Source organism: Vreelandella indica, from assembly GCF_037070225.1.
Taxonomy (GTDB): Bacteria; Pseudomonadota; Gammaproteobacteria; order Pseudomonadales; family Halomonadaceae; genus Vreelandella; species Vreelandella arctica.
The window spans coordinates 12,906-37,060 of the sequence record NZ_JBANSO010000003.1; the positions used below are offsets into that span (position 1 = coordinate 12,906).

At 53.3% G+C, this 24,155-nt stretch carries 22 protein-coding genes; 8 read left to right on the top strand and 14 right to left on the bottom strand.

The annotated features are described in order from the left end of the window. Window positions 1-171 precede the first annotated feature (171 nt). The 6 genes from V8L71_RS02655 to V8L71_RS02680 form a co-directional block, all read right to left on the bottom strand. Window positions 172-666: a GNAT family N-acetyltransferase gene (locus tag V8L71_RS02655; protein WP_336273217.1), complete on the bottom strand. Its 495-nt coding sequence runs from the start codon at window positions 664-666 to the stop codon at window positions 172-174. Between the two features lie 26 nt (window positions 667-692). Continuing rightward, on the bottom strand, window positions 693-1,685 hold the full coding sequence (locus V8L71_RS02660; RefSeq protein ID WP_336273123.1) for an LLM class flavin-dependent oxidoreductase: 993 nt from the start codon (window positions 1,683-1,685) through the stop codon (window positions 693-695). Window positions 1,686-1,854: 169 nt separating this feature from the next. Next, entirely contained in the window at window positions 1,855-2,541 is a 687-nt protein-coding gene (locus tag V8L71_RS02665; protein WP_336273124.1) for an SDR family oxidoreductase, read from the bottom strand. A gap of 110 nt (window positions 2,542-2,651) precedes the next feature. Further along, window positions 2,652-3,935 (bottom strand): nitrate- and nitrite sensing domain-containing protein, encoded by a 1,284-nt coding sequence (locus V8L71_RS02670; RefSeq protein ID WP_336273125.1) that lies wholly within the window; start codon window positions 3,933-3,935, stop codon window positions 2,652-2,654. Window positions 3,936-4,038: 103 nt separating this feature from the next. Then, a complete protein-coding gene (locus tag V8L71_RS02675) occupies window positions 4,039-5,391 on the bottom strand; it encodes an MFS transporter (RefSeq protein ID WP_008957708.1) in 1,353 nt (450 codons plus the stop codon). A 372-nt stretch (window positions 5,392-5,763) separates the two neighbouring features. After that, on the bottom strand, window positions 5,764-6,783 hold the full coding sequence (locus tag V8L71_RS02680; protein WP_336273126.1) for a patatin-like phospholipase family protein: 1,020 nt from the start codon (window positions 6,781-6,783) through the stop codon (window positions 5,764-5,766). A 246-nt stretch (window positions 6,784-7,029) separates the two neighbouring features. Between V8L71_RS02680 and V8L71_RS02685 the strand changes: the two genes are divergently transcribed. Next, window positions 7,030-8,757, top strand: coding sequence for a methyl-accepting chemotaxis protein (locus V8L71_RS02685; protein WP_336273127.1), 1,728 nt, complete (start codon window positions 7,030-7,032; stop codon window positions 8,755-8,757). A gap of 112 nt (window positions 8,758-8,869) precedes the next feature. Here V8L71_RS02685 and V8L71_RS02690 read toward each other — a convergent pair whose 3' ends face one another. Both V8L71_RS02690 and V8L71_RS02695 read right to left on the bottom strand, forming a co-directional pair. After that, window positions 8,870-9,997, bottom strand: a complete 1,128-nt coding sequence (locus V8L71_RS02690) for a CZB domain-containing protein (protein ID WP_336273128.1) — start codon at window positions 9,995-9,997, stop codon at window positions 8,870-8,872. 282 nt (window positions 9,998-10,279) lie between these two features. Beyond that, window positions 10,280-11,002, bottom strand: a complete 723-nt coding sequence (locus V8L71_RS02695; protein ID WP_101145878.1) for a murein L,D-transpeptidase catalytic domain family protein — start codon at window positions 11,000-11,002, stop codon at window positions 10,280-10,282. A 105-nt stretch (window positions 11,003-11,107) separates the two neighbouring features. Between V8L71_RS02695 and V8L71_RS02700 the strand changes: the two genes are divergently transcribed. Further along, window positions 11,108-12,748 carry a L,D-transpeptidase family protein gene (locus V8L71_RS02700; protein ID WP_336273129.1) on the top strand — a complete coding sequence of 547 codons (1,641 nt, stop codon included), beginning with the start codon at window positions 11,108-11,110 and terminating at the stop codon, window positions 12,746-12,748. Between the two features lie 110 nt (window positions 12,749-12,858). Here V8L71_RS02700 and V8L71_RS02705 read toward each other — a convergent pair whose 3' ends face one another. Further along, a complete protein-coding gene (locus V8L71_RS02705) occupies window positions 12,859-14,586 on the bottom strand; it encodes a peptidoglycan DD-metalloendopeptidase family protein (RefSeq protein ID WP_176304715.1) in 1,728 nt (575 codons plus the stop codon). A 437-nt stretch (window positions 14,587-15,023) separates the two neighbouring features. On the opposite strand from V8L71_RS02705, the gene V8L71_RS02710 reads away from it, so the two are divergent. Both V8L71_RS02710 and V8L71_RS02715 read left to right on the top strand, forming a co-directional pair. Then, window positions 15,024-15,947, top strand: coding sequence for a LysR family transcriptional regulator (locus tag V8L71_RS02710; RefSeq protein WP_336273130.1), 924 nt, complete (start codon window positions 15,024-15,026; stop codon window positions 15,945-15,947). Between the two features lie 92 nt (window positions 15,948-16,039). Continuing rightward, window positions 16,040-17,032: a glutathione S-transferase family protein gene (locus V8L71_RS02715; RefSeq protein WP_336273131.1), complete on the top strand. Its 993-nt coding sequence runs from the start codon at window positions 16,040-16,042 to the stop codon at window positions 17,030-17,032. Between the two features lie 95 nt (window positions 17,033-17,127). Here V8L71_RS02715 and V8L71_RS02720 read toward each other — a convergent pair whose 3' ends face one another. Both V8L71_RS02720 and V8L71_RS02725 read right to left on the bottom strand, forming a co-directional pair. Next, complete coding sequence (locus V8L71_RS02720; RefSeq protein WP_035586732.1) at window positions 17,128-17,610, bottom strand: PRC-barrel domain-containing protein; 483 nt, start codon at window positions 17,608-17,610, stop codon at window positions 17,128-17,130. Between the two features lie 132 nt (window positions 17,611-17,742). Beyond that, window positions 17,743-17,940, bottom strand: coding sequence for a CsbD family protein (locus tag V8L71_RS02725; RefSeq protein ID WP_008957698.1), 198 nt, complete (start codon window positions 17,938-17,940; stop codon window positions 17,743-17,745). Window positions 17,941-18,192: 252 nt separating this feature from the next. Here V8L71_RS02725 and V8L71_RS02730 point away from each other — a divergent pair, with 252 nt between their 5' ends. The 3 genes from V8L71_RS02730 (at window position 18,193) to nfi (ending at window position 21,015) form a co-directional block, all read left to right on the top strand. Next, window positions 18,193-18,381, top strand: coding sequence for a hypothetical protein (locus V8L71_RS02730; RefSeq protein WP_035559269.1), 189 nt, complete (start codon window positions 18,193-18,195; stop codon window positions 18,379-18,381). Window positions 18,382-18,472: 91 nt separating this feature from the next. Beyond that, complete coding sequence (locus V8L71_RS02735; protein WP_101145883.1) at window positions 18,473-20,188, top strand: DEAD/DEAH box helicase; 1,716 nt, start codon at window positions 18,473-18,475, stop codon at window positions 20,186-20,188. A gap of 143 nt (window positions 20,189-20,331) precedes the next feature. Then, a complete protein-coding gene (nfi, locus tag V8L71_RS02740; RefSeq protein ID WP_336273132.1) occupies window positions 20,332-21,015 on the top strand; it encodes a deoxyribonuclease V in 684 nt (227 codons plus the stop codon). Window positions 21,016-21,021: 6 nt separating this feature from the next. On the opposite strand, the gene V8L71_RS02745 is transcribed toward nfi, so the two are convergent. Then, on the bottom strand, window positions 21,022-21,738 hold the full coding sequence (locus V8L71_RS02745; RefSeq protein ID WP_101145885.1) for a glutamine amidotransferase: 717 nt from the start codon (window positions 21,736-21,738) through the stop codon (window positions 21,022-21,024). Between the two features lie 136 nt (window positions 21,739-21,874). On the opposite strand from V8L71_RS02745, the gene tpx reads away from it, so the two are divergent. Then, window positions 21,875-22,375: a thiol peroxidase gene (tpx, locus tag V8L71_RS02750; protein ID WP_008957693.1), complete on the top strand. Its 501-nt coding sequence runs from the start codon at window positions 21,875-21,877 to the stop codon at window positions 22,373-22,375. On the opposite strand, the gene V8L71_RS02755 is transcribed toward tpx, so the two are convergent. After that, window positions 22,358-23,056, bottom strand: a complete 699-nt coding sequence (locus V8L71_RS02755; RefSeq protein WP_008957692.1) for a gamma-glutamyl-gamma-aminobutyrate hydrolase family protein — start codon at window positions 23,054-23,056, stop codon at window positions 22,358-22,360. The genes tpx and V8L71_RS02755 overlap by 18 nt on opposite strands. Before the next feature lie 70 nt (window positions 23,057-23,126). Then, the gene (locus V8L71_RS02760) at window positions 23,127-24,137 is read right to left on the bottom strand and encodes an amidoligase family protein (protein ID WP_336273133.1); all 1,011 of its coding nucleotides are present in this window, start codon (window positions 24,135-24,137) and stop codon (window positions 23,127-23,129) included. Between the last annotated feature and the right edge of the window lie 18 nt (window positions 24,138-24,155).

Genomic DNA, 24,155 nt, shown 5'->3' on the forward strand with positions numbered 1-24,155 from the left:
ATGCTTATCAACCAAACGTTTAATTTATGTTATGAGAATGACTTTACCGGAAAAGCTTTCAATATGCGCGACGTTTGCTGCAATGAAACGGTCAGAAAAAGTGTCATGTGCAGCAAAGCGTCACAAAAAGAGTCAATGTCTAAACTGACTGAGAACCGCCTGACGCTATCGCTATAGCGCTTTATACATCACGTGGGTATCGACAAAACCAAGGCGCGCGTGTCGGTAGGCATTAGGAACGGTGCCTACAATCTGAAATCCCAGTTTTTGCCATAACGCGACGGCAACCTCATTCGTTGCTACAACGGCGTTGTATTGCATGGCCTGAAACCCTAACTCCTTAGCCTGCGCCTGTGAATGCTCACACATGGCGCGTGCTACCCCTTTTCCGCGTGCGGCGAGTGTCACCATATAGCCACAGTTACAGATATGGTCGCCGGGGCCTGCCGCGTTGGCTTTTAAATAGTAAGCACCCAGTACGTGGCCGTGTTCATCTTTAACGACCACGCTGGTTTTAGGTGTGCGGCACCATAGCTCTCGGGCAGCTTCAAAGCTGATGTCGGGATCAATGGCGTAGGTCTCTTGCGCCTCGACAATCGCCTTGAAAGTAGGCCAAAAACTGGTGAAGTCTTCGTCCGACATAGGGGCGAAATGCAATGTAGACATAAATGTAGACATAGTAGAGCCGCCGTTCAGCGGGCGACCTCAGCCACAATCTCGTAGCTGCGCAGCCGGTCGGCATGGTTATAAAAATCACTATTAATCATTAATTCATCAGCACCGGTACGGGCTTGGAACTCTTCAAGCTCTGCTTTGACCGTCTCTGGCCCACCAATAATCGCTGCACCTAAAAACTGACTGACTTGGGCTTGCTCAACCGGCGACCAGTCTAGTTGCTCCACGGGCGGCTGCGACTGGGTTGGCTTGCCGCGGATAAGATTCAGAAATTTCTGCTGCGCGGTGGTGGCCAAGTAGTGGGCCATCGCATCGCTTTCTGCCGCCATCACGGGCAGGCCGACCATCGCATGGGGCTTATCCAAGTGCTCGGAAGGGCGGAAGTTGTCGCGATATAAGCGCAGTGCCTCAAATAAATAGCCTGGCGCAAACTGAGCAGCAAACGCAAAAGGCAAGCCCAGTTTAGCTGCCAACTGTGCGCTGTAGCCGCTAGAGCCCAGCAACCAGATGGGCACATGGGTGCCTTGGCCTGGGATAGCTTTCACCCGTTGCTGCGGGTCTGCATCCGCCAGGTAGCTGCGCAATTCGTTCAGCAATTGCGGAAAGTCGTCGACGCCGGCATGGGCGTTGCGCCGCATGGCTTGCATCGTCGCACCGTCTGAGCCGGGCGCGCGGCCTAGCCCCAAATCAATACGATCAGGATAGAGCGTTTCCAGCGTGCCGAACTGCTCAGCAATCACCAGCGGTGGGTGGTTCGGTAGCATAATGCCGCCGCTACCCACGCGGATGGTGGACGTTTGCCCAGCAATATGACCGATCAGCACAGCGGTGGCGGCGCTGGCGATACCGGCAATATTGTGGTGCTCCGCTAGCCAGTAACGGTTATAGCCTAGCCGCTCGGTTAACTGTGCCAGCGAGACGCTGTCTTGAAAGGTCTCAGCGGCGCTGCCGCCCTGGCGGATAGGGGCCAGATCAAGAACGGAAAGCGCTGTGGAAGCGAGTTGGCTCATGGGTCACCTGCAAGTTAATTCGTGGGCGCATTGAGTGGAAAAATTACTTAGCGCGCTTGGTAATTACACGTTATGCGGTCAGTGAACATAAATTGCAAGGTCTGAGCCATGTAGATGTGACGTGTGCCGGTATAGATTGGGTGAGAGCGGAGTGACGGTACGATTACGCTTACTCAAGCGGCGGGGTGGGGCGAATAAGAATTTCATTAACATCCACATGAGCAGGTTGTGCAAGCGCATAAACCACGGCATTGGCGATATCACGATCTTCTAGTGCATGCTCTGGTGGTTCATTAAAGAAAGGCGTGTCGACCATGCCTGGCTCAATCAACGTCACGCGCATACCGGTGCCACGTAGCTCTTCACGCAGGTTATAGCCAATCCCCGTGACCGCCCATTTCGTAGCGCTATACATTGAGCCTGGGATAGTCGTCCGGCCTGCCGCTGAACCGGTTAATAACACATGCCCTTTGCTACGCTTTAAGGCGGGCAAGCAAGCTTGAATCGTGAGCCCAACGCCATAGACATTGGTAAGAATCATCTCACGCCATGCGTCGTGATCCGCACCGCTAAACCCGCCTGGTGAGCCGCCGCGACCGGCGTTGGCAAAGATCGCATCCAGGCGGCCAAAGGTTTCAAGTGCGTGTTCCACCATGGCTTGCTGCTGCTCAAAATTAGTCACGTCCAACTCGCAGGTCAGTACGTTTTCTGGGCCCAGCTCTTGAGCCAGAGCGGTGAGCTTTTCATTTGAACGGGCGGCCAGCACCAGTTTGTAGCCTTCGCGAGAAGCTGCTCGGGCGGTAGCCGCACCAATACCGCTGGATGCGCCGGTAATCAATAACACGCCTTTATGCATGGGTTGCACTCCTTGCTTGTTTAACTAAGTAAGCCTTTAGCATGGCTAAGAGAGTGGCATCCTGCAAACATACCTAACTAACCATTGCGGTACGGCTCTGCTACTTAACGTTAGCGGGCGTGTCCATCTTCTTTGCGTTTCAGCATTGCAGAGAGATCCAGAATAGCTTGGGCCATATCCGCCATGCTTTTGCTTTGATCCATGGAGGTTTTACGCAGAAACCGGTAGGCCTCTTCTTCGCTCATCTCTTGATGAGCCATAATAAGCCCCTTCGCACGTTCAATCAGTTTGCGTTCACGCAGCGCTTTACGGGTGTTTTCAAGCTCATCGCTAAGCCCTTGTAAGCGGCTGGCCTGGGCCTGGGTGAGTTCAATCAGCGAGCGCCCGAGCGGTGAGGTTAGCGCGTTGGCTGTCAGGTCACCTAGTGGTTGCGCACCCGCCAGCGTTAGTAAGTGTTCGCAGGGGGCAGGCGTAGGACGAGAGGGCCCTGCTTTGGCTTTTTCCAATCCGTCTTCGGCCTGAGCGATTTTGCGGTGACAAAGCACACTCAGCTGAGTGATCAATGCGTCCTCAACTGTTTTCATCGAGTCGATACGTAGCGTTGTCAGTTCGTACCAGGTTTCACCCAGTGAATCGGATGTGTCTTTAGGTGGTGTTTGTGATGCCGAATGACGCTGGCAGGCGATGTCGCGTAAATGGCAAATACCGGCCAGGGTGCGAGGCGAAAGCTCTTTTTGCCATGACTGCTGCGCCTCAGCCGTAGCAAACTCAACAAACGTGTCAAAGCAGCGCTGCTGGTCAGTCACTAGCTGATTCAATAAAGCGCGGTGTGCTTCATCGAAGTGGCCATGGGTAAAGCCGAATGCGCCACAGGCTCGCTCCTGGCCAGCTAATTCTTTGCCCTGCATTAAGTGAAATATGGCAACCAGGTGGCGAGTGATATCAGGGTCGATAGAGGAGTCAGCGGCTTCAAATACAATCGCTAGCAGCCCACTGGTCAGTTGATTAAAAGCCTGAGTGGCTGCATCAGGCGAGATGGCAAAGGTGTCGATAGCCAGACGAAGCTCATCAAGCTCATCAAGGGCATACCAAACGGCGGCAATCCTGCGTAGTAAGCGTGCGGCTGCCTGGGGGCGAGCCTCTTGGCTGAGCGCTTCCAGCCGTTGGCGCATTAGGGTTTCCGCCTGCTGGCTGTGTTGGCGGTAAGTATCGCGGCGGGTTTTGAAACGCTGGCCTTGAGAGGCTAGATAGATCGTTGATGCTCCTCGTTCACGTTGGAGCATATGAATAAAGCGGCTAATGTCACCAACAATATCGGCGGTGGTGGCAAGGTGAGTAAGGTTTTCGATATCGCAACGGATGGCGGTTAAGAGCAGTTGCTGCGCTGAAGACATAGAATTTTCCTTAAGGGCTCGCCGCCTAAATGTAAACACTCCCATATCGCTACCTAACTGGATAAGGGCGTATGGGAGTGTACTTGAGTGTGTTGGAAAGCACTTAACGAAGCGAGAGAGCGCCTGCTCCAACGTCGTCACCAACCGCATCGCGGTAGGCTTTGGCCTCTTCGGCTTCGGTGGCGTCGCTAAAGCGTACCAGCAAAACACAGGATGCCAGTACCAGCACCGTTATGCCCAGGTAGAACAGGCCTTGCTGATAGCTCAGGCTTTCGCTGCGGAACAGGAAGGCAGCGCCGACCGCGCCCACGTTGCCGCCAGCACCGACTATGCCCGCAACAGCACCCAGGGCTTTTTTATTGATGAACGGGACGACCCCATAAGTGGCGCCTTCGGCCATCTGCACAAACAGGCTAAACACCAGCATGATACCAATCGCTAGGCTGAGTACATGCATTTGCGAGAACGCTACCAGCGCAATCCCTTCGCAAATCAAGGCAATGAACAGCCAGCGTACACGCCCCTTTAGGCCGCCTTGCTTGGCGAATAAATCAGAAAAGACACCGCCCAGAGTACGGGCAAAAATATTCATCAGGCCGAATAAGCCAGCGATCAGGCCCGCCGTGGCTAAAGTGAGGTCAAATTTATCAAAAAAGTAGATAGCGGCAATATTATTAATCGTAAGCTCTACGCCAAAGCATAGGCCATACACAACAAACAACGCCCATACCCGAATATCTTTGGCGGCGGCTAAAAAGCTATGTTTTGCGCCGTTTTCACCGGTCGCCTCAGGCAGCTCGCCAGTTGCGCGCAGGTCACTGAAGTTACCGTTGGGTGCATCTTGAGTAAAGAACCAATAACCGATCCCGGTAAAGAACATCACAACGCCGGGTACCATCATCGCTAAGCGCCAGCCAAAGGCTTCGTTGACGCCCAGCATCAGCATGCCTGAGAAGATCAGCGGCATCAGAATTTGTGTGGTACCGCCGCCTAAATTACCCCAGCCAGCGCTGGTAGCGTTGGCGGTGCCAACCACATTGGGGGCAAACATCATTGAGGTGTGGTATTGGGTAATAACGAAGGAGGCGCCAATGGCCCCAATGGCTAAGCGCGCTAATAGAAAGGTTTCAAAACTATCGGCTAAGCCAATACCCATCACCGGAATAGCACCTAACATCAGTAAGCCGGTATAGGTTTTACGCGGCCCAATACGGTCACACAGTACACCAATGGCTAGGCGCACAATGACAGTGATCGCCACCGACGCAATAATAGTATTGCCGATTTGTGTTTGGGTCAGCGAAAGGTCTTCACGAACAATCGCCATAAGAGGGGCGATGCCGAACCAGCCGAAAAAGCAGATATGAAACGCAAACCATGAAAAGTGGAAAGCGCGCATTTGAGGGGTCGAGAAGTTAAGCAGCCGAATGCGGTTGGCTTTGTTGCGTATGTCCATGGGATGGCCTCACGGGGCATAAAACGAGTTGATCACTACGCTAAACGCGAAAATTAATGCGTCGCGCCAGCAATTGACGAGAACATGCCTTCTCCATTGAAGGTCAGGCTCGACGCACTCGTACCCAATTGGGCCTGGTCCACGCCTACCACCACTACTGAAAATATGCAGGTAGTTTGCCAGTTGAATATTTGTTGTTAAAAATCATAATCTTAATTTATTTTTGTTGTTTTGTTAGCGCATGGGCAAAGTGAATATGCTGCATGAGTGGGCATGCAGTCTTTTTTTTGCGGCATCTTGGTGCTTAAAAGGGCATCGGTCGAGCCGCTAAACATCGGCGCTATTTGCGTAGCCCGTTATTGATGTAGGCCGCTAGTCATGTAAATAGACAGCGTCTACATCGAGCGTGGAGTATTCGCCAATGGCATCGAAATGTTCACCTAGCCAGCGTTCAGCGGCGTCCTGGCCCTGTTCAAAAAGGTGGCAGAGAAAAGGCCACTCGGAATTGGATTTACTCGACACAGAGAGTCCTTCAAGCGCCAGCTCACCGCTGATACGATGAAAAAGCGCCTGCTGGTAGCAATTTTCAATTCCCTGCTCATCAAGCGCATGTTTAAGCAGCGCGATCATGCGAATCTCTTTAATCAGTGCTGAATTAAACGTGATCTCGTTGAGACGGTTCATAATAGCTGACGCAGAGGTGGGTACATCATTGCGGCTAATGGGGTTGATTTGAATCAGCAGAATATCCCGTGCGCTGCACTCTTCCATGAGTGGGAACAGTGCCGGATTGCCCATATAGCCGCCATCCCAATACGCTTCGCCGTCAATCTCTACGGCTTGGAAGATAAACGGCAAGCAGGCGGAGGCCATCACGGCGTCCACACTCATCTCTTCTCGGCGAAACACGCGCTGCTTTCCTGTGCGCACGTTGGTAGCCGCCACAAACAGCTTTAGCTGTTCGCATTTTCGAACCCGTTCAAAATCAATATGCTCAGCCACGATATCGCGTAACGGGTTAATGTTGAGCGGATTGAGCTGATAGGGCGAGGCCACGCGGCTTAGCAGATCCATAGCAATAAAGCCGGGTGAGTGATCCAGGCTCCAATTGCCGGTCAATATATCCAGGGGCGTACGACGGATTGGGCTTGTCATACCCGCTCGACTGACGGCTTTCCAAAAGTCGTACAGTGCCTGGCGAGCCGTCTCTTTACCACCGCGTGTTAATGCATCGGCCATGACGACACCGTTCATCGCTCCGGCGCTGGTGCCGCTGATCCCTTCAATTTCAATGCGTTCATCCGCTAATAGGCGATCAATCACGCCCCAGGTATACGCCCCGTGAGCGCCACCACCTTGTAATGCGAGGTCTAGCTTTTTGACCTGTGCCATATGCTTTTTCCCATTGCGACTGGTGTGATGTGTGGTTGCAGTAAGACCAGCATGGCATAGGCAGTTAGAGAAGATACAAGGCTATTTAACGGGGAATACAAAAGGTAATACCAAATTATGATTGGCCTAAACGATAGAGTGTGGTCGACTGCATGCGATAAGTTTAATAAACAACAGTTACGTTAACGTAAACTGTTCCTATAAATATATGAATTATAACAAAACATTACAAGGGGATTGTCGAGCATGGCGCAAAAAAATAAAGCACGCTTTAGCATGAGTCTGCAGGCGAAAATGGTCGCTTTAGTGTTACTTCCCATGCTGATTTTGGCCTTGGTGCTGTCAGCGCTGGAGGTGCGCAGCTCAATAACGAGTATGCAAGAAACGCTCGATAAGCAGCGTGATGTGTTGGTCAGTGAGCGTGAAACGACGGTGCGCTACTTAGTTGAGTCCGCCCGTAATGCGGTCTCACACCTCGTTGACCATGCTGAGCTTAGCCAGTCAGAGGCACAAGAGCAGGCGCAAGAGATACTGCAGAATTTTCGCTACGGCAATGCCAACTATGTTTTCGCCTTTGATTTTGACGGCACGGCGCGAGCGATGGCCGCTGCGCCAGAGCGGGTGGGTACCAATATGGTGGGGCTGGTCGATAGTGAAGGCAACGCCTTTGTGGAAGACTTAATTGAACGTGCCCGTTCGGGCGACGCGAGCTTTTACGACTATCAGTGGATTAATCCCGCCACCGGCGACATCGAGCCAAAGCACTCCATGGCGATTGCTATCCCTGAATGGGATTGGATGATCGGTACCGGGATCTACCTAAGCGATATTGATGTGGGGTTGGCGCAGGTAGAGGCGCTGGCGTGGCAGGAGTTTCGTCATGACCTGATCGCCAAGGGCGTTGTCGCACTGGTGCTATTGTTAGGCGTGGGGGTGCTGGCAGCCTGGCTGGTCAAGCGGGCGCTGAGCCCGGTGAAGCGTGCCGCCGCTGCGATGCATGACGTTGCCACGGGCGAGGCGGATTTAACTCAGCGCCTCCAAGTGGAGCGCAATGACGAAATTGGCGACTTGGCCCAGCAATTTAACGCCTTTGTCGAGCGGATGCAGATCACCCTTCAAGACGTGCATCGCACGACCCAGAGTGTGCTGCTTGCGTCGCAGAATATCGATCAAGGCACTAACGAGTTAGCCACACGCACGGAACAGTCGGCGGCTAATTTGCAGCAGACGTCTTCTTCCATGGAAGAGATTACCTCTACGGTTCATCACACCACCGAAGCCGCTGATCAGGCATCGCAGCTGTCTCAAGGGGCTGTGGATGTTGCCCGTAAAGGTAACTCCGTTATGCAGCGTGTTGAGCATACGATGGATGAAATCAATCAGTCGGCCACACAAATTGGCGACATTATCACCCTCATCGACGCTATTGCGTTTCAAACCAACATCCTGGCGCTCAATGCCTCTGTTGAAGCGGCGCGTGCTGGTGAGCATGGGCGGGGCTTTGCCGTGGTCGCTGAAGAAGTGCGCAATCTTGCCAGCCGTTCGAGTGACGCTGCCGGAGAGATTCGCCAGTTGATCGACAGCTCAATGGAGCGCACTCAGGATGGCACTGCCTTGGTGCGCGAAGCGGGTACCACCATGCAGGAGATCGTCGATAGCATTACCCGGGTGACCGATGTAATTGCTGAAATTAGCTCAGGCGCGCGGGAGCAAAGTGCGGGTATCAGTGAAGTGAATACGGCGGTGGCCGAGATGGATTCAATGACCCAGCAGAATTCCTCCATGGTGCAAGAGAGTGCCACCTCAGCCCAGCGGCTGCGAGCAGGGGCAGAGCATCTTTCACGCTTGCTTGAGTCGTTTGTGCTGGGGGATATGGAAGCAACTGCATCAGCGCTGCCAGCCGCTCAGTCACGATTGAGGCCCGCGCCGCGAAATAGCGATCAGCGTCACCCAACTGAGTGGGAGGCCTTCTAAGCCAAGAGCAATCTAAAACAGGAGCAATCTAAGACAGAAACAATGCCAATATCGGCTGCTCATCCGTAGCAGCCGATGCTTTTTTAGCATCTGTGAAGTCATCGTCTGTGCGTTAAGGCGAACCTGCTAACGGTGAGTGATGACTGGTTGAGTAGGGCGCCTCAAATATGGCGTGTTCCATGAGATTGTCCAGCTGTAGGGCTAGCTGTTGGCTGGCTTCTTCCATGACGCCTAAAGCAGCTAATTGACCATTGCGGTCGCCTAAGCGGGCAAACTTAAGCGCTTCAGCACCGCTTTCATGCATGCGCCTGTGCGGCGCCGTTAATGCTCGATAAGACTCAGTGCGGGCATAGCGCTGGTAGCCCTCACCTTGCTGGTGCCAGCGCCCTAAGCGGCATTGATGGTGATCTTCTAGTGGTGTGTCGGTGTTGGCAGATAATAACTGCTTATAGAGGCGACATTTCCACACCGCATGGTCAAGTTTGGCGGAGTGTAAAAATGCAGCGGTAGCACTGTGATGTATCACCTTGTGCATATGCTGCGTTTGATCCGTTAACCGATGTAATGCGTGCTTAGCTGACTGTGCCTTTTGGGCAGTGTCTTCGTCGGCTTGGCGTTTTTTCACCACTGCTTGCGAATGCGTTCTTACCTGGCTATTCATTTGCTCCATTAGCAGGCTGAGCTGATGGCTTAGTTGCTGCATATTAAGCGCTAAGCGATGAACGTCATCTGCAATGGCGGCTATTCCTGGTGATTGCTGACTAGCGGAATCAGCACTTCCCAAGCCTTGGCGATGCGCCGTTTCGAGTGCTGTGCTAACCGCTAATGCTTGCGCGTGACCCGCATTGCGAGCAAGCGCTACTTGCAGTTGGCTCAGAGCGTGTAGGGTTTTAGCTAATACTAACGGCGAGGCGGGGAGCGCTTCGGCATACTCAGGATCGTGACAACGCTGATCAAGGGTGTCGATGGCATGCTCGGCAGCGGCAATTAGGTTAAACGTCTCCGTTAGGGTGGCGCGTTCTCCGGCAAGCTGGTCGGCATACTCTTGAAGGCCGTTATTGAGCGAGGCCAGCATATCCGCCCCTCTCGCTTGCAGCATGCCGATGGATTGCGACGGTTTCATTAGGCTTAGCAGTCGGCTGCTGGGCGAGGGGGTAGCGGCGTCGAGCTGAGTGCGTAAGTCAGCGACCTCCTGTTCCAGGCGGCGAATTTTTTGAAAAGGATGCATAAAGGTGAACATGGCAGAGACACCTACGGCAGATAGCAATGTTTTGTGTTAATTTGTCACAAATTATTGCAGAGGGTTCCCCTGTACGCTTGGTTTAGCTGCTTTCAATGATGAAATTCAGCTGCCAATGGTCTGCGAGAATGAGATTATTAACGCCCTCTTTATTAAGAGTCTGAAGAGCGAAGAGGTTAGATAGTTAAAAGACGGGGTAGCTAAAAGCCAGAATAGCTAAAAGATAGAATAGCTCAACGTCGGAATAGCTCAATGTCAGAATAGCTAAGCATTTGGATAGCATCAGCGGCGGGCAAGTTGAGCGGCGGCGGCTGTGCAGCCTAGAAACGCTGAGGTGGCAAGCCACTCGGCGTCAGGATAATAAGCAAACACATATTGGTCTTCTTTAAGGCTATCAATCAGTGGGTAAGTAACGTCTTCACGTACTGCGGGGCAACCATGACTGCGTCCTAATCTCCCCGTTTGGGTAATGAACGCATCGCTCACATAGTCAGCACCGTGGATCACAATGGCGCGCTCGAATGCTAGGTCGTTGACGTTAGGTTCAAGGCCTTCCAGACGCAGCGAATAGCCGTTGCGGCCGTAATAGCTATTCATGGTGCGAAATAGGCCAATGCTGGATTGGTGGCTATCAGGCGTGTTGGAAAATGTCTTGGCCTGGGCATCGCCAGACCCTTGGCCATGAGAAACCAGCTCCTCAAAGAGCAGTTCATGCTGACGTAAATCAAATACCCATAGGCGTGGTTCGGTAGACGGCAGTGAGTAGTCAATGACTGCAAGGCGCTCGGCAGTGGGGTCGGCACAATTGAGTGCCTGAGCGGCTAAACGCAGTGCTGCGGGCGTTGCCTGGGGGGCGAGCTGCAATAACTGGTGATGTAAAGGCAGTACGCCGCGTGGCGGTGTAGATTCAACCTGGGCAAAGAAACTGGCGGCGTGTAGCGGTAATGTAAATAGTATAAAAGGTAGAGAAAATAATAACGTGGCAACATTTAAACGAAGAGCCATAAAAGTCGATCCTACCAGCAATATCAGTCATTATGAAAATTAGCCGACTAATATAAAAAACGGGGTCGGCGATGTGGAAGACTATAGTAACGCAAGGAGAGGGTGATGAACGAGAGACAGCCACTAAGACGATGGGCGATAGGGAGCGCTCTGTGTCTAACGCTTACCTACGGCCCTTTAGGCATCAGCCCTGTGTATGCGGATTCAGCCTCAGATCCATTGCAGCAGGCGATAGCTCAACAATTAAGCTCGGCAGACGCGCAACAACTTCCGATTACTGAGTTTTACCAACTCAGTGATGGTCAGCCCGCGTGGCAGGCAGCGGATGCGGTTGAGTCACTGGTCGAGGCGCTAAACAGCTTGGAAAACGATGGCTTGGTGCCGGCCGATTATCACGCTGATACGTTGCTTGGTGAGTTTCAGCGTAGTCAGTCGGGTGATGATGCCGCACAGGCCTCGTTCGATATCAAAGCCACTCGCTCGCTGTTGCTGGCACTGGATCATTTAGAGCGCGGCAAGGTGAATCCACGAGACGTAGAGCCACAGTGGGACGCGCCGCGACCAGAAAGCGACTACTCGCTGCTACGTGTTGTACATGCCGTTGAAGATCGTGCGCTGGATAATGCCACCGAGTTGGCTAGGCCTTCCTCAGGTGAATATCAGCAATTGCGTGACGCCTTAAAGCAGCATTACCAGTTGGCAAACCTGGGTAGCGCGCCCTACCTAGCCTCCAGGGAGGAGTCTCTTCGGCCGGGGGATGAAGCCGACGATGTTATTGTGCTGCGCCAGCGTTTGGCACTCTGGGGTGAAACGGACTTGATGGTGGCTGACAGCAGCGCTTATCCGCTAATTGATGTGCAAGCAGCGTCTAATCAGCGCGTGTTTGATGCGCCACTTGAATCCGCTGTGAAGCGTTTTCAGCGCCGCCATTTACTACAGGAAGATGGTGTGGTGGGTGAACAGACCCGGCTTGCGTTAAATACGCCGGTGTCGGCGCGAATCGACCAACTGCGGGTCAATTTAGAACGCGCGCGGTGGATTCGCCCTATGCAGTCTGCCGAGCCACGAGTGTGGGTCGATATTGCCGGTTACCGAATGCACTATGTGCGTCCTAACGGCCAGCACTGGGATGCGCGAGTGGTCGTCGGCTCGCCGCGTCGTGAAACGCCGATCATCCATTCCACTATCAGCCACTTAACGATTAATCCATCCTGGACCATCCCGCCGACGATTATGCGTGAGGATGTACTGCCTCGCGTGCGCGCGGATATCGATTACTTGGCGCGTCAAAATATTCGGGTGATTAGTCCTTCCGGCGAGCCGCTGGTGGCAGAAGAGATTGATTGGCAGCGCCCTGGCGGCGTGATGTTGCGCCAAGTGGCAGGCTCGGGTAACCCGCTTGGTCGTGTCGTGGTACGGTTCCCTAATAATGACATGATCTATTTGCACGACACCCCCGCACGCGGGCTATTTCAGCGTAACCAGCGCGCACTCAGCTCAGGCTGTGTGCGGGTAGAGGGTGTGGCTGAACTGGCGCAGATGCTGCTTCAAGATACCGGCAGCCGTTACCAATTTAGTACCCTGTTAAGTGGTGGGAGTGATCGCAATGTGAACCTGACTCAACGCATCCCGATTGCCCTGCACTATTTGACCGCCTGGCCAAATGCACAAGGGGAAGTGGAGTTTAGGCCCGATATCTATCGTCGTGATGCAACACTACTAGCAGCGCTGCAGCGTCCTGTTTAAGTGCAGCGTCCTGTTTAAGTGTTTCAATGCTAGTGACACAACGCAAAACACCGCCGAAGCGGTGTTTTGCGTTAAAGCATTTCTCAATTAAGCATCAGTGAATATGGAGGCTAGTCGTCACTTTCCTGCTGAAAGGTAGCTACGCTAACCGGACCTGTCTCACCGCTTTCTAAGGTTGCCAGTATTGGTGCTGCTTGGCTCTGGAACGCAATCAGCGTATCGCCGCTTAAACTGGTATTTTCGGGCAGGGCGACTGTCATCGCATTGACCGGCGAGTTGTTGACGATGACTTCATAATGCAGATGAGGGCCAGTGCTGCGGCCAGTGTTGCCTGATAGCGCTATACGCTCGCCCATGGTTACACGTTCACCTTGGCTAACCAGTGGGCGGGAAAGGTGCAGGTAGCGGGTACGATAACCGTTGTCATGACGAACGACGATATAGCGTCCTGCCGCATGGTGGTTGCTCACGCGCTCAACGACGCCATTGGCAGGAGCTGTTACAGGCGTGCCAATTGGCATAGCGAAGTCTGTACCATTATGCGGGCTAATACGGCCTGTTACCGGGTGCTTACGCTGTGGATTGTAGTTCGAGCTTAAGCGGTAGCTGCCTTCAAAGGGATGACGTGCAAACGCAGGGTCTAGGCTGCTGCCCTCAGGCGTATAGAAGTTATCGTCGGTGGCGTTACGTACAACGGTAAGGTCCATGCGCTCGCCATTGTATTGAACCGCCAGTACCCGCGAATCAAGCGTTTCACCGTCGATCATGTCTGATTCAACCAGCACCTGGAAGCGGTCGCCACGGCGGCTATCACGCCGAAAATCGAGCTTCTTCTCAAGTAGCTTCGTCAGTTCTGTCACCGCGCCACTGTTTAAGCCAGTTGCCTGGGCCGAGCGCGCGAAACTACCGCTGACACTACCGGCATAAAGGCGTTGGACAGGCTCACCTTGCCGCTCAATAGTGGTGATGGCGAACTGGTCTGCATCACGCTCCAATAAAATACCGTCACGGGTATTTTTCATCATGCGTAAGGAAAGTAAACGCCCATCCTCATCTAGCTGGTAATCAAAGCTGTGTCCGGCGCGCCAGTTGGTTAGCATGCGTTGATCGGGCAGATCCTCAAGCAGGGCAAGCACTTCGCTGTACCCAAGGCCTAATTCATTTTGTGCCAGCAAAGCGAATGTTTCGCCAGATTCAACAATATGCGTTTCCCACTCAGGAACAAACGGCTCTTCTGCGGCGAGCTCTAATTCCAAGAACGAGATGTCGTCAAACAGCTCAATGCCATAATCCTCGTAAGAGGTGGCATCCGCAATTTCAACCGAAGAGGTGTCATCCACATCCAGCATGCCGCTGGAGAGGGTGCCCAGCACAATCGCCATATGCAATGCGCCGTCATCCAGCCCCGCGCTACTTAGCGTTGCGATATCAAGGGCTGGTGCATCCAGGGCTGCGGCATTAAGTACCGTTACTTCGTCGCCCAAGGCGGCTTGCCCGGCCATGTCTGCTTGTGCACTGGAGATAACGTTCATATCGAGATCAACGATCTCGGTGGCGGTTAATTCGCTGAGCGGAATATTTTCGCGGGTGGCGTCGAGGGCGCGTGAAGCGCGATCGATCGCTTCTGCTACCGGCGTGCGTTCTTGACGCAGGGAAGGAACCCCCGGAGCAGAATCGCTAGGAAGCGGAACCAGCACGCTTTCAAGCGGTGTGTGTGATTGATTTAGATCTTGGTATGTCGTCAGTAACTTCTGTGTGCCCAGCACAGTGACCATAGTGGCCACAGGTAACAGTAATAATTTGTGCGTGCGGGGCAGCGAATAAAGGATTCGCAACATGGGTAAATGGACCGCCGAGTTCGTGATTAAAAGCAACAGTTAAGCGCATAAACCCAGGAACCATACCCCATGAGGGCAAGGGTGAATAGACTGTATGTCTATACATAAAATTTAATTAAAAAGAATTATGGCAACAATAGGCAAAGATTACTATTTATAAACACCGTTTGCTAACAAATGTAACTGAAAAAGCAGGCTAACTACATACTCTGTATCAATCATAGACGAAAACTGATTTATCTAAAGCATAAATATAGCAAATGTCTAAAATTTATATAGCATCCGAGTGTTCAAGCTTCTCAATACCTATAACTTAAGAGGAGTAACAAGCTTTTTATACACATAGGCGGCACTGATGACTGTTTCCTGGCATTCTAGTCATGTTTTTTTCGAATAATAAGCGCATTGTTTCGCTGTATTGCGTTGAGGAAATCGAAATGTCCCGGGTAACACTTTCACAATGGCAAATGTTGGCAGCCGTGGTTGACCATGGTGGCTTCGCGCGAGCGGCAGAAGCCGTACACAAAAGCCCTTCTACGCTCAACCATGCCGTGCATAAATTAGAAGAGCAGCTAGGGGTTCAGGTGCTGGAGCCCATTGGCCGCCAAGTACGCTTAACTGAAGCGGGTGAGCTATTGCTTCGTCGTGCGCGCCAGTTAATCGAAAGCGCAGCCTCGCTTGAAGATGTGGCTACCAGGCTAGCCGCCGGCTTAGAAGCAGAAATAGTGGTGGCCATTGATCAGGTATTTCCAACGGGTGCTCAAGCTAAGGCGCTAGAGCGCTTTTCTGAAACGTATCCTCAGGTGCGTGTTCAGTTGCACGAAAGTGTGCTCAATGGGGGCATTGAAATGCTCTACGATGGCCGCGCAGACTTGGTGGTCTCCGGCATTGAGGCGCAAGGTTTTTTGGGCGAGCCGTTGGTAACGGTTCGCTTTGTGGCCGTTGCGCATCCTCAACATGCCCTGCATCAGTTGGGCCGCTCGTTGGATCTGCGAGACCTTGCTCAACATCGCCAATTGGTCGTGCGCGACTCAGCGCTGCGTCAATCAACCAACGCGGGCTGGTTGAAAGCGGAACAGCGCTGGACCGTTACTCATCTCAATACATCGCTCGATATGCTGCGACGTGGATTGGGATTTGCTTGGATGCCAGAAACGCGTATTGGTGAGGAGTTAAAAAACGGCCAATTAAAAGTATTGCCGTTACCTGCAGGCGGTCTTCGTGAAGTGCCGATTCAGTTAATTTTCCGCGACCGAGACCGGGCAGGGCCTGCGGCTCATGCCATGGCCGCTGCATTAAAACAGGCAGTGATTAGCGAGTGTGACCAGCATGATTCGACTCACTCGAACGAAAAGGCGTAAAACATCCGCTTGAGCATCCTTGAGGCGGGGGTATGCTGAAAAAAGCGTAAGGCATTAAGCCAAGCACCCGAAAGACTTTCAGGAGACGCCCAATGGGACTGCTCGTTAATGGTAAATGGCAAGACCAGTGGTATGACACAAAAAAGCACGGCGGCGAGTTTGTGCGTGAATCCGCCCAACTACGCGACTGGGTGGGCGCCGAGCCCGAAACAGATGGCGACCGCTATCCTGCAGAAAAAGATCGCTACCATTTATATGTATCGCTTGCGTGCCCTTGGGCGCATCGAACACTGATCATGCGCAAACTGAAAGGGTTAGAGCCGCTGATAGGCACCTCCCATGTCAGCCCGCTCATGCTCGACCAAGGCTGGACCTACCGCCAGGATGAAGGCGCCAGTGGTGACCCGATTAACGAGGTGGACTTCCATCATCAGCTTTACACCAAAACCGATCCGCACTATACCGGCCGCGTCACGGTGCCCGTGCTATGGGACAAGCAGCGCAGTGCCATTGTGAATAATGAGTCTGCCGATCTGCTGCGTATGTTTAATGGCGCGTTTGATGAACTGACCGGCAACGACTTGGATTTTTACCCGGAAGACCTACGCAGCGTGATCGATGACGTTAACGCTGATGTTTATGACCACATTAATAATGGGGTTTATAAGTCGGGCTTCGCTACCGAGCAGGCGGTATACGAAAAACACGTAAAAGCGCTTTTTGACGCCTTGGAACGTATGGAAACGCGTTTAGCAGAGCAGCGATACTTGGCTGGTGAATGGTTGACCGAAGCTGATATTCGCCTGTTTACCACGTTGATACGTTTCGATGCGGTTTATTACGGCCATTTCAAATGCAATTTTAAGCGTATTGAAGACTATCCCAATCTTTCCAATTACGTGAGGGAGATCTATCAGTGGCCCGGTGTGGCGGAGACAGTGAATATGGATCACATCAAACGCCACTACTATTATAGCCACGACACGATTAACCCGACGCGGATTGTGCCAGCAGGTCCGCTGCTCAATTTTGAGCGTGCTCATGACCGGGAGCGTTTGCCGGGGCAGGGCGTACGACGTAAATAGCCCACCATAAACAATTCGCATCAAAAAAAGGGCCGCCTATTTAGGCGGCCCTTTAAACTTCGCTATTCAGTCAATCTAACGATAGCGTTTAGCCATTATTCGTCAGCATCTACTGCTTCTCGGGTGCGCTGCCAAGCGCTTTCAGCACCTTCTTGGGTTGTCTGCCAAGCATCACGGGCGTTGGCTTTGGTCTGCTCCCACCAATCGTTATCATATGCGGGGAAGGCTTCGACTTCTTCCTGGCTGGCTTCGACCATAATGCGATGCTCGGTATCACCGTCTTCTTCTGTATCGGTTTCCAGCGTGAAGTAATCGGTATCTACCACTATTTCACGACCGCCTAGTCCAAGCACGGAACCACTTTCGATAACAATGGCACTGATGCGCATCTCTTCATCGAACAAGATGTCGTCAACGTCACCGATTTCCTCACCGGAACCGCCGGCGAAGTAGACCTCTGCATCGAGGATGTCATCGGCAGAATACATCCCTTGAGGCTCATTTTGCGCGTGAGCACTCATAGCAAAGCTTCCTAGTAGGGCAGTGCCAATCGCTGTTGTGAGGATTGTCTTACGCATAGCATCTCTCCATGTGGCTACGATAAATGATCAATAAAAGTGTTTACTGAAAACTCTTCTGTAAATATAAGTACTGCAAAAACAGGTTCTGCAAACACAAGTATTGCAAATACAGTTACTGCGAATACAGGTTTACTGCTTATCAGCCCAGTCGTCTGCCTGACGCTCTGCTTCTTCACGCTCAAGGCCATATTTCTGCTGTAGCTTACCGACTAGCTGATCTTTCTTACCGCCAATCTGGTCCAGCTCATCATCGGTAAACTCACCCCAGCTAGAGCGGGCCTTGCCCTTCATTTCTGTCCATTTGCCTTCAATCTGATCCCAGTTCATTGCATCGCTCCTTGAGGGTAGTGAACTTGATTAGGCACTTCTTAGGTTAGACCATATCTGTATGAGCGCAAGTCCCTGATTCAGTATGGTGTAAGTTAAAAGTGCTGGTCAGAAGCAAAATGCGATGTTAGGATGCGCGCTCCTCGCATGTGCTGACCCCTCCATCACGACGGTGAGCGTTTACTTGCATAGTTATTGATGAGTCTTCATTAATAGTTATTAGCAGTATCGCTTGCGGGAACATCTTGCCAATTGCTAGATGTTCATTGCTGTGTAGATGGCGCGCCTCCAGTATTTCACCACACGGGTGAAATCGGCGCAGAAGGTCGCCACAACGGCTGGCCCGCGAATGCGGTGTTTGCCAACCGGATGCTAGGTGCGACCGGCGTCTCCGACTCCATTGATGGCTATGACCGCTACGGCGGTGCCTGTTTTCGATAACGACCATTTGATTGGCGTTTTTGCGATAACAGAGTCAGGGACGCTTATGATGTTTTTTGCCGGTACTTACCGGCCTACCAAGGTGTGATTAATGACCTCGACTTCTGTCGCTTCGCCGAGCTTCGGCGATCTTGCTCTTTTGCCTGCCGTTCTGTCTGCTGTTGAATCTCAGGGCTACGTAACTCCTTCGCCGATTCAAGCGCAAACCATCCCTGCGCTGCTTGAAGGCCGCGATATGCTGGGCCAAGCACAAACCGGCACCGGCAAAACTGCAGCGTTTGCATTACCGTTACTGTCACGTTTAGAGCTGACTCGCCGCGAACCGCAAGTGCTAGTAATGGCACCGACTCGCGAACTAGCTCAGCAAGTAGCTGCCTCGTTTAGTAAGTATGGCCAAAACCTCAAAGGTCTCGAAGTAGCGACCCTTTGTGGCGGTCAAGAATACCGTGAACAGCTAGGCGCCCTTAAGCGTGGCGCACAAGTGGTTGTGGGTACCCCCGGCCGTATTATCGACCACCTGGATCGCGGTAGCCTGAAGCTAGATGGCCTGTCCGCTTTAGTGCTGGACGAAGCTGATGAAATGCTGCGCATGGGCTTTATCGACGACGTAAAACGCGTGGTTGCCGATACCCCGAAAGATGCTCAGCGTGTGTTCTTCTCGGCAACACTGCCGACTGAAATCGAGCGCATTGTTAACCGTTATTTGGTTAACCCTGTGAAAGTAGCGATTGAGTCGGGGACCACGACTGGCGAAAACATCGAACAGCGCATTGTACGCGTTGACGGTGGCGCTAAGCTTGAAGCCCTGTCGCGTATTCTCGAAGTCGAACCGGTCGATGGCGCTATCGTCTTTGTGCGTACCCGTGCCGCTTGTACCACGCTAGTTGAGCAGTTGACTGCCCGTGGCGTTAACGCCGCTGGCCTGTCCGGTGATCTGGACCAGAGCCTACGTGAGCGTACCATTACGCGCTTGAAGCGTGGCAAAGTCGATGTACTGATTGCCACCGACGTAGCCGCCCGTGGTCTTGACGTGTCGCGTATTACACACGTTATTAACTACGACCTGCCGCAAGATGCAGAAGCCTACACGCACCGTATTGGTCGTACGGGCCGTGCGGGTCGTAGCGGTATTGCGATTACCTTTGCTGGTTTCCGTGAAGGCCGCAAAGTAGGTTGGATGGAGCAGGCAACCGGCCAGAAAATGACCGAAATGCCGCTGCCTGACGAAGCCGCTATTCGCGCTCATCGCGATGAAGTCTTCCATGAGCGCGTGATTGCCTCCTTGACGAAAGGCGCCGAAGAGCAGCGTGCTCTGATTGAGCGTCTGATCGAAGAAGGCCATGACCCGATCGAGCTAACGTGTGCGTTTGCCGCGATGGCGCGTGCTGATGAGCCGCCGATTGGTCGCCTACAGGCACCACGTAAAGAGAAGCCCTCGCGTGATGGCGCTCCTGCTGGTAAGCCGGGTGCCCGTCGTGAACGCACTAGCGGCCCGACCGAAGGTATGACGCGCTACCGCGTCTCCGTAGGTCATAAAGATGGCGTGAAGCCGGGTCAGTTAGTCGGTGCTCTTGCCAACGAAGGCGGCATTGAAGGCGCGCGTATCGGTCGTATCGATATCCGCAATGCGTTCTCTGTCGTCGAACTGCCGAGCGGCTTGCCCTCGACGATTCTGACCAAGATGGCACGTGCCCGTGTGGCCGGTCGTCCGTTGGAAATCAGCGAAGACAGCGCCCCGGCAGAGCGCGCTCCGCGCCGCCGTCGTGACGAAGGCGATGCGCCGGTTCGTCGTCGCGAACGCGCCTAAGTCTTCGCCGTAAGGATTAATCAGCTACCGCCAAGCGGCAGCTGAGAAAATCTCAAACGCCCTCGCTCCTTTACTGGTGCGGGGGCGTTTTTTTGCTACCTTACTCTTCATTCATTGGATTGATTATTGTCAGGGAGGATGACATGTCCGCACCGCTACACGACTGGAATTTAGCACCTAGGGAAGCGAGGGCATTACAGACACAGTTGGCGAAGGGGTTGGAATTATCCGACCGCTTGGCCCCTGTGAAGCATATTGCGGGAGTGGACATCGGTTTTGAAGATGGCGGCGAAACAACCCGGGCGGCCGTAGTGTTGCTGGAGTGGGGCCCTGCTACCGCACCCAGCTTAAACGTGGTGGAACAAGTGGTTCATCGTGAGCCCACCCGCATGCCATATATTCCTGGCCTGCTCTCGTTTCGTGAAATTCCGGCGGCGCTGGGGGCGTTTGAAAAGCTCAGCGTGATGCCTGAACTGGTCATGGTCGACGGGCAGGGAATTGCCCATCCACGGCGCTTAGGTGTGGCGGCGCATTTAGGGCTGTGGCTTGATTTACCCACTATTGGGATTGCCAAATCACGCCTATATGGCAAACACGCTGAAGTGGGCGAGCAGCGCGGCGACTGGGTGCCGCTTTACGCGGGGCAAGAAACTATTGGGGCCGTGCTGCGCTCTCGTGCCAAGGTAAAGCCGGTGTATGTGTCACCAGGGCATCGCATCACCCTGGAAACGTCGCTTAATTGGGTGATGCGCTGTTTAGGGCGTACCAAACTGCCTGAACCTACACGGCTTGCCGATCGATTAGCGTCGCGGCGAGATCAGCGTTAGTCGGGGCTATACAAACGCGAGGAAGCGCGTGAGCAGACTGGCTGCGTCTGATGCATCAGTCACCTCCGCTGACAGGCTTGCAGGGTTCTTACCCTGGTCGCGTAACGCAGCGCGTTGGCGCTCTATATAGGCGCGCATGACAGGTACGTTGAATTCGGGGTGGAACTGTACGCTCCATTGGCGCGGGCCATAGCGCAGTGCTTGATGGGCGTCGTGGCTGTTGTGGGCCAGCACGGTGCAGCCGTGGGGCGCCTGCATGACCGACTGCGCATGGGAAAGGTGCGCCGCAAAACTTTCCGGTAATTGGCTAAATAGTGGGTCTTGTTGGCCGGCCAGCGTCAGCCGCACTGTATGAGTGCCCGACTCGCGGCCCGCTGGGTGGTAATCGCTGACACCGCCAAAAGCGGCGGCCATGAGTTGATGACCATAGCAAACGCCCAGCATGGGCGTATCGTTTGCCAACGCGTCTTGCAGCCATGGTTTAAGTGCTTCGCTCCAGGGTTCTGCATCGCTAACCATGCTATGCGAGCCAGTGATCAGTATGCCAGCCAAGGTGTCTAGAGCGGGTGGGGTCGGGTTGCGTCGCGCGTCCCACACCTGTACCTCTAAATGCGCAGGTAGGGCAGTACTAAGCTGCTTTTCAAATAGCGTTTCAAAGTCGCCGTGCTGGTCGACGACTTCTGGATAAGCATCGCCGGTTTTAACGATTAATACACAGGCCATATCACTCCCTCGGTACGATGAAACGCAAATGTTAAACAAAGGTCTTTCAGGAAGAGCACAAAGGCGTGATGATAGCCTACCATGGCCTCTTGGATGGTAAGAATTCATTCGTTATTAACGACATAAGGAAACGACAATGCAACAAATTACCCGTGCGGGCGAGCCGCTGGATGTGGCTGGCACACTGCCTGCTAAAGATCAGGCAGCACCGGAAATGACACTGACCAACACTGAGCTGCAAGACGTTACGCTTGCGACCTATGCGGGCAAGCGTAAGGTGCTTAATATTATTCCCAGTGTGGATACGCCTACCTGCGCGATGTCGACGCGTCGCTTTAACGAACTGGCCTCTAACCTTGCTGACACCGTGGTATTGGTGGTTTCTGCAGACTTACCCTTCGCTGCCAAACGCTTTTGCGGTGCAGAAGGGCTGGATAACGTTGAAACGCTGTCTACGTTCCGCCACCCAGAGTTTCGTGAAGACTGGGGCGTCGCGTTGTGTAATAACTCGATGGAGGGGCTGTGTGCCCGTGCGGTAGTAGTGCTGGATGCCGATAATCGCGTGCTACACAGTGAGTTGGTAAGCGAGCTGAAAAACGAACCAGATTACGACGCAGCGTTAGCCGTCTTGAGCTGACAGCAGGCGTTTTCTAGCATGACGTCGTGAAGCCGTCACCAGCGCGCGAATCAAGCGCTGCTGGGGGCGGTTGAAAATTAGCCATTCAGGGTGCCACTGCACGCCAATCAAAAACTCATGCTCACGTGACTCGATGCCCTGTACCAAGCCGTCCCGGTCGCGGGCGACAATCTCTATCCCTTTGCCTGCGCCATAAACAGCTTGGTGATGCAGGCTGTTAACCCGGCACCACGTCACGCCGAGCAATCGGTGTAGCTTACTCGCGCCGACAATATCGACGGTTTTGCGCGGCAGTACCGTACGGCGTCGTTTTAGCCCTTCATGCGTGGTGTAAATATCCGGGTCTAAGGTACCACCGAGGTGGACGTTGATTAATTGCGCCCCCCGGCAAATGCCCAGCACGGGCGTATGCAGCGGAATAAACCGTTCAAGCAGCGCAAGCTCCAATTCATCCCGTGCCGGGTCAAGGCGTACATCCAGCTGCACTTCGCCACCGTAAAGGTGGGCCTGAATATCATCCCCGCCACCAATGATTAATCCATCTAAATGGTCAGGCTGGGGGCGTGAAGGCGATAACCGCAGCGGTTTGCCGCCATGGCGCCAGACGGCGAACCAATCAAACCACCATGCTAAGTGGCTTTTGCGGTCAGAGGTGGTAATTCCGATAAGCGGCCGAGACATGCAGGTGGTTACTCACTGTGGCAAGAAATAAAGTTGAAAAATGTGAAGTTGAAAATGAAACATTAAAAAATTAGTGCTCACGACGCAGCCAGCGGCCCAGTTTCTCTTTTACGCGGGTCAGCATCGGTCGGTTATGTTCGGTAATATACTCAGCGCAGCGAGCGAGCAGCGCCTCCGAGTTAGCGGCAAGTTTCTCAACTTCCACCCAGCGGTTCCACTCCATTGCCGAGCCCCAACCCGGTTGGGAAAGTTGGGCGTTGGGTAAGCGGTAGTGAAAAGTGGGGCGTGGTTTCGTGAGCTGAGCATGCAGCAACTCATGGCCATGGTCAGGGCGCAGATAAGCAAATAGTGGCAACATATCCAGCTCACGGTTGCGCGTTGGATTATGATGCAGGTAGTCGTCAATCAAGGTATCCAGATCAGGTGAGTAGCGGCTATCCAGGACCTTTAGCGCGTATGCTTTGTGAAAGGGGTTGGCATGAGGCAGCACCTCACGGGTAATATCGACTTTAATTTCATCGCGCAGCCATCCGGCAAGTAATAAATACGCGCGCAGCATGGCAAGCAAATAGTCGGCATCAAAGCGCTCTACTTCAGGGTTTAGATGCAACCCGAACCCATACATCAAGCTAGCATCGGTGCCCTTTGCGCCATGCTCTCGCAGTGCTTCAAACAGCGCGTCTAAATCTTCAAGTTCATTCCAGGGCACCGGTGGGCAAACAATTTCGGTAGGCACTAGGCCAGTGACCATATCACCAATCAGTTCGCGGGTTTTTTGATGGAACTGGATTCGTCGTTGGTGCTGGTGGCGCGCCCACTCGCTGTCTTGAGCGTGAGGGTCTTCAAGTAGGGCTTTGTCAGGGTGAGCGTATTGAGTGTCGAGTTCAATGCCAAATTCGCCCCAGCGGGTATTCTCTACTAGTAGCCGATGAGGGCTTACCACGTTAAGCTCCCCGCCAAACAGTTCGCGTACGATCATCGCCGTGTCTCGGGGTGGCAGGCCAGCAAATTCAATTTCGACGCCAACCTGCCGGATATTCCCATGACTGTTTAAGCGGTTAGGTGGAGCTTGTAGCGTCATCTCGGCATCCTTGAGGTG

Coding starts and splice junctions, on each gene's coding strand:
- V8L71_RS02655 (WP_336273217.1), bottom strand. CDS start 666: ATGTCTACATTGCATTTCGCCCCTATGTCGGACGAAGACTTCACCAGT.
- V8L71_RS02660 (WP_336273123.1), bottom strand. CDS start 1,685: ATGAGCCAACTCGCTTCCACAGCGCTTTCCGTTCTTGATCTGGCCCCT.
- V8L71_RS02665 (WP_336273124.1), bottom strand. CDS start 2,541: ATGCATAAAGGCGTGTTATTGATTACCGGCGCATCCAGCGGTATTGGT.
- V8L71_RS02670 (WP_336273125.1), bottom strand. CDS start 3,935: ATGTCTTCAGCGCAGCAACTGCTCTTAACCGCCATCCGTTGCGATATC.
- V8L71_RS02675 (WP_008957708.1), bottom strand. CDS start 5,391: ATGGACATACGCAACAAAGCCAACCGCATTCGGCTGCTTAACTTCTCG.
- V8L71_RS02680 (WP_336273126.1), bottom strand. CDS start 6,783: ATGGCACAGGTCAAAAAGCTAGACCTCGCATTACAAGGTGGTGGCGCT.
- V8L71_RS02685 (WP_336273127.1), top strand. CDS start 7,030: ATGGCGCAAAAAAATAAAGCACGCTTTAGCATGAGTCTGCAGGCGAAA.
- V8L71_RS02690 (WP_336273128.1), bottom strand. CDS start 9,997: ATGTTCACCTTTATGCATCCTTTTCAAAAAATTCGCCGCCTGGAACAG.
- V8L71_RS02695 (WP_101145878.1), bottom strand. CDS start 11,002: ATGGCTCTTCGTTTAAATGTTGCCACGTTATTATTTTCTCTACCTTTT.
- V8L71_RS02700 (WP_336273129.1), top strand. CDS start 11,108: ATGAACGAGAGACAGCCACTAAGACGATGGGCGATAGGGAGCGCTCTG.
- V8L71_RS02705 (WP_176304715.1), bottom strand. CDS start 14,586: ATGTTGCGAATCCTTTATTCGCTGCCCCGCACGCACAAATTATTACTG.
- V8L71_RS02710 (WP_336273130.1), top strand. CDS start 15,024: ATGTCCCGGGTAACACTTTCACAATGGCAAATGTTGGCAGCCGTGGTT.
- V8L71_RS02715 (WP_336273131.1), top strand. CDS start 16,040: ATGGGACTGCTCGTTAATGGTAAATGGCAAGACCAGTGGTATGACACA.
- V8L71_RS02720 (WP_035586732.1), bottom strand. CDS start 17,610: ATGCGTAAGACAATCCTCACAACAGCGATTGGCACTGCCCTACTAGGA.
- V8L71_RS02725 (WP_008957698.1), bottom strand. CDS start 17,940: ATGAACTGGGATCAGATTGAAGGCAAATGGACAGAAATGAAGGGCAAG.
- V8L71_RS02735 (WP_101145883.1), top strand. CDS start 18,473: ATGACCTCGACTTCTGTCGCTTCGCCGAGCTTCGGCGATCTTGCTCTT.
- nfi (WP_336273132.1), top strand. CDS start 20,332: ATGTCCGCACCGCTACACGACTGGAATTTAGCACCTAGGGAAGCGAGG.
- V8L71_RS02745 (WP_101145885.1), bottom strand. CDS start 21,738: ATGGCCTGTGTATTAATCGTTAAAACCGGCGATGCTTATCCAGAAGTC.
- tpx (WP_008957693.1), top strand. CDS start 21,875: ATGCAACAAATTACCCGTGCGGGCGAGCCGCTGGATGTGGCTGGCACA.
- V8L71_RS02755 (WP_008957692.1), bottom strand. CDS start 23,056: ATGTCTCGGCCGCTTATCGGAATTACCACCTCTGACCGCAAAAGCCAC.
- V8L71_RS02760 (WP_336273133.1), bottom strand. CDS start 24,137: ATGACGCTACAAGCTCCACCTAACCGCTTAAACAGTCATGGGAATATC.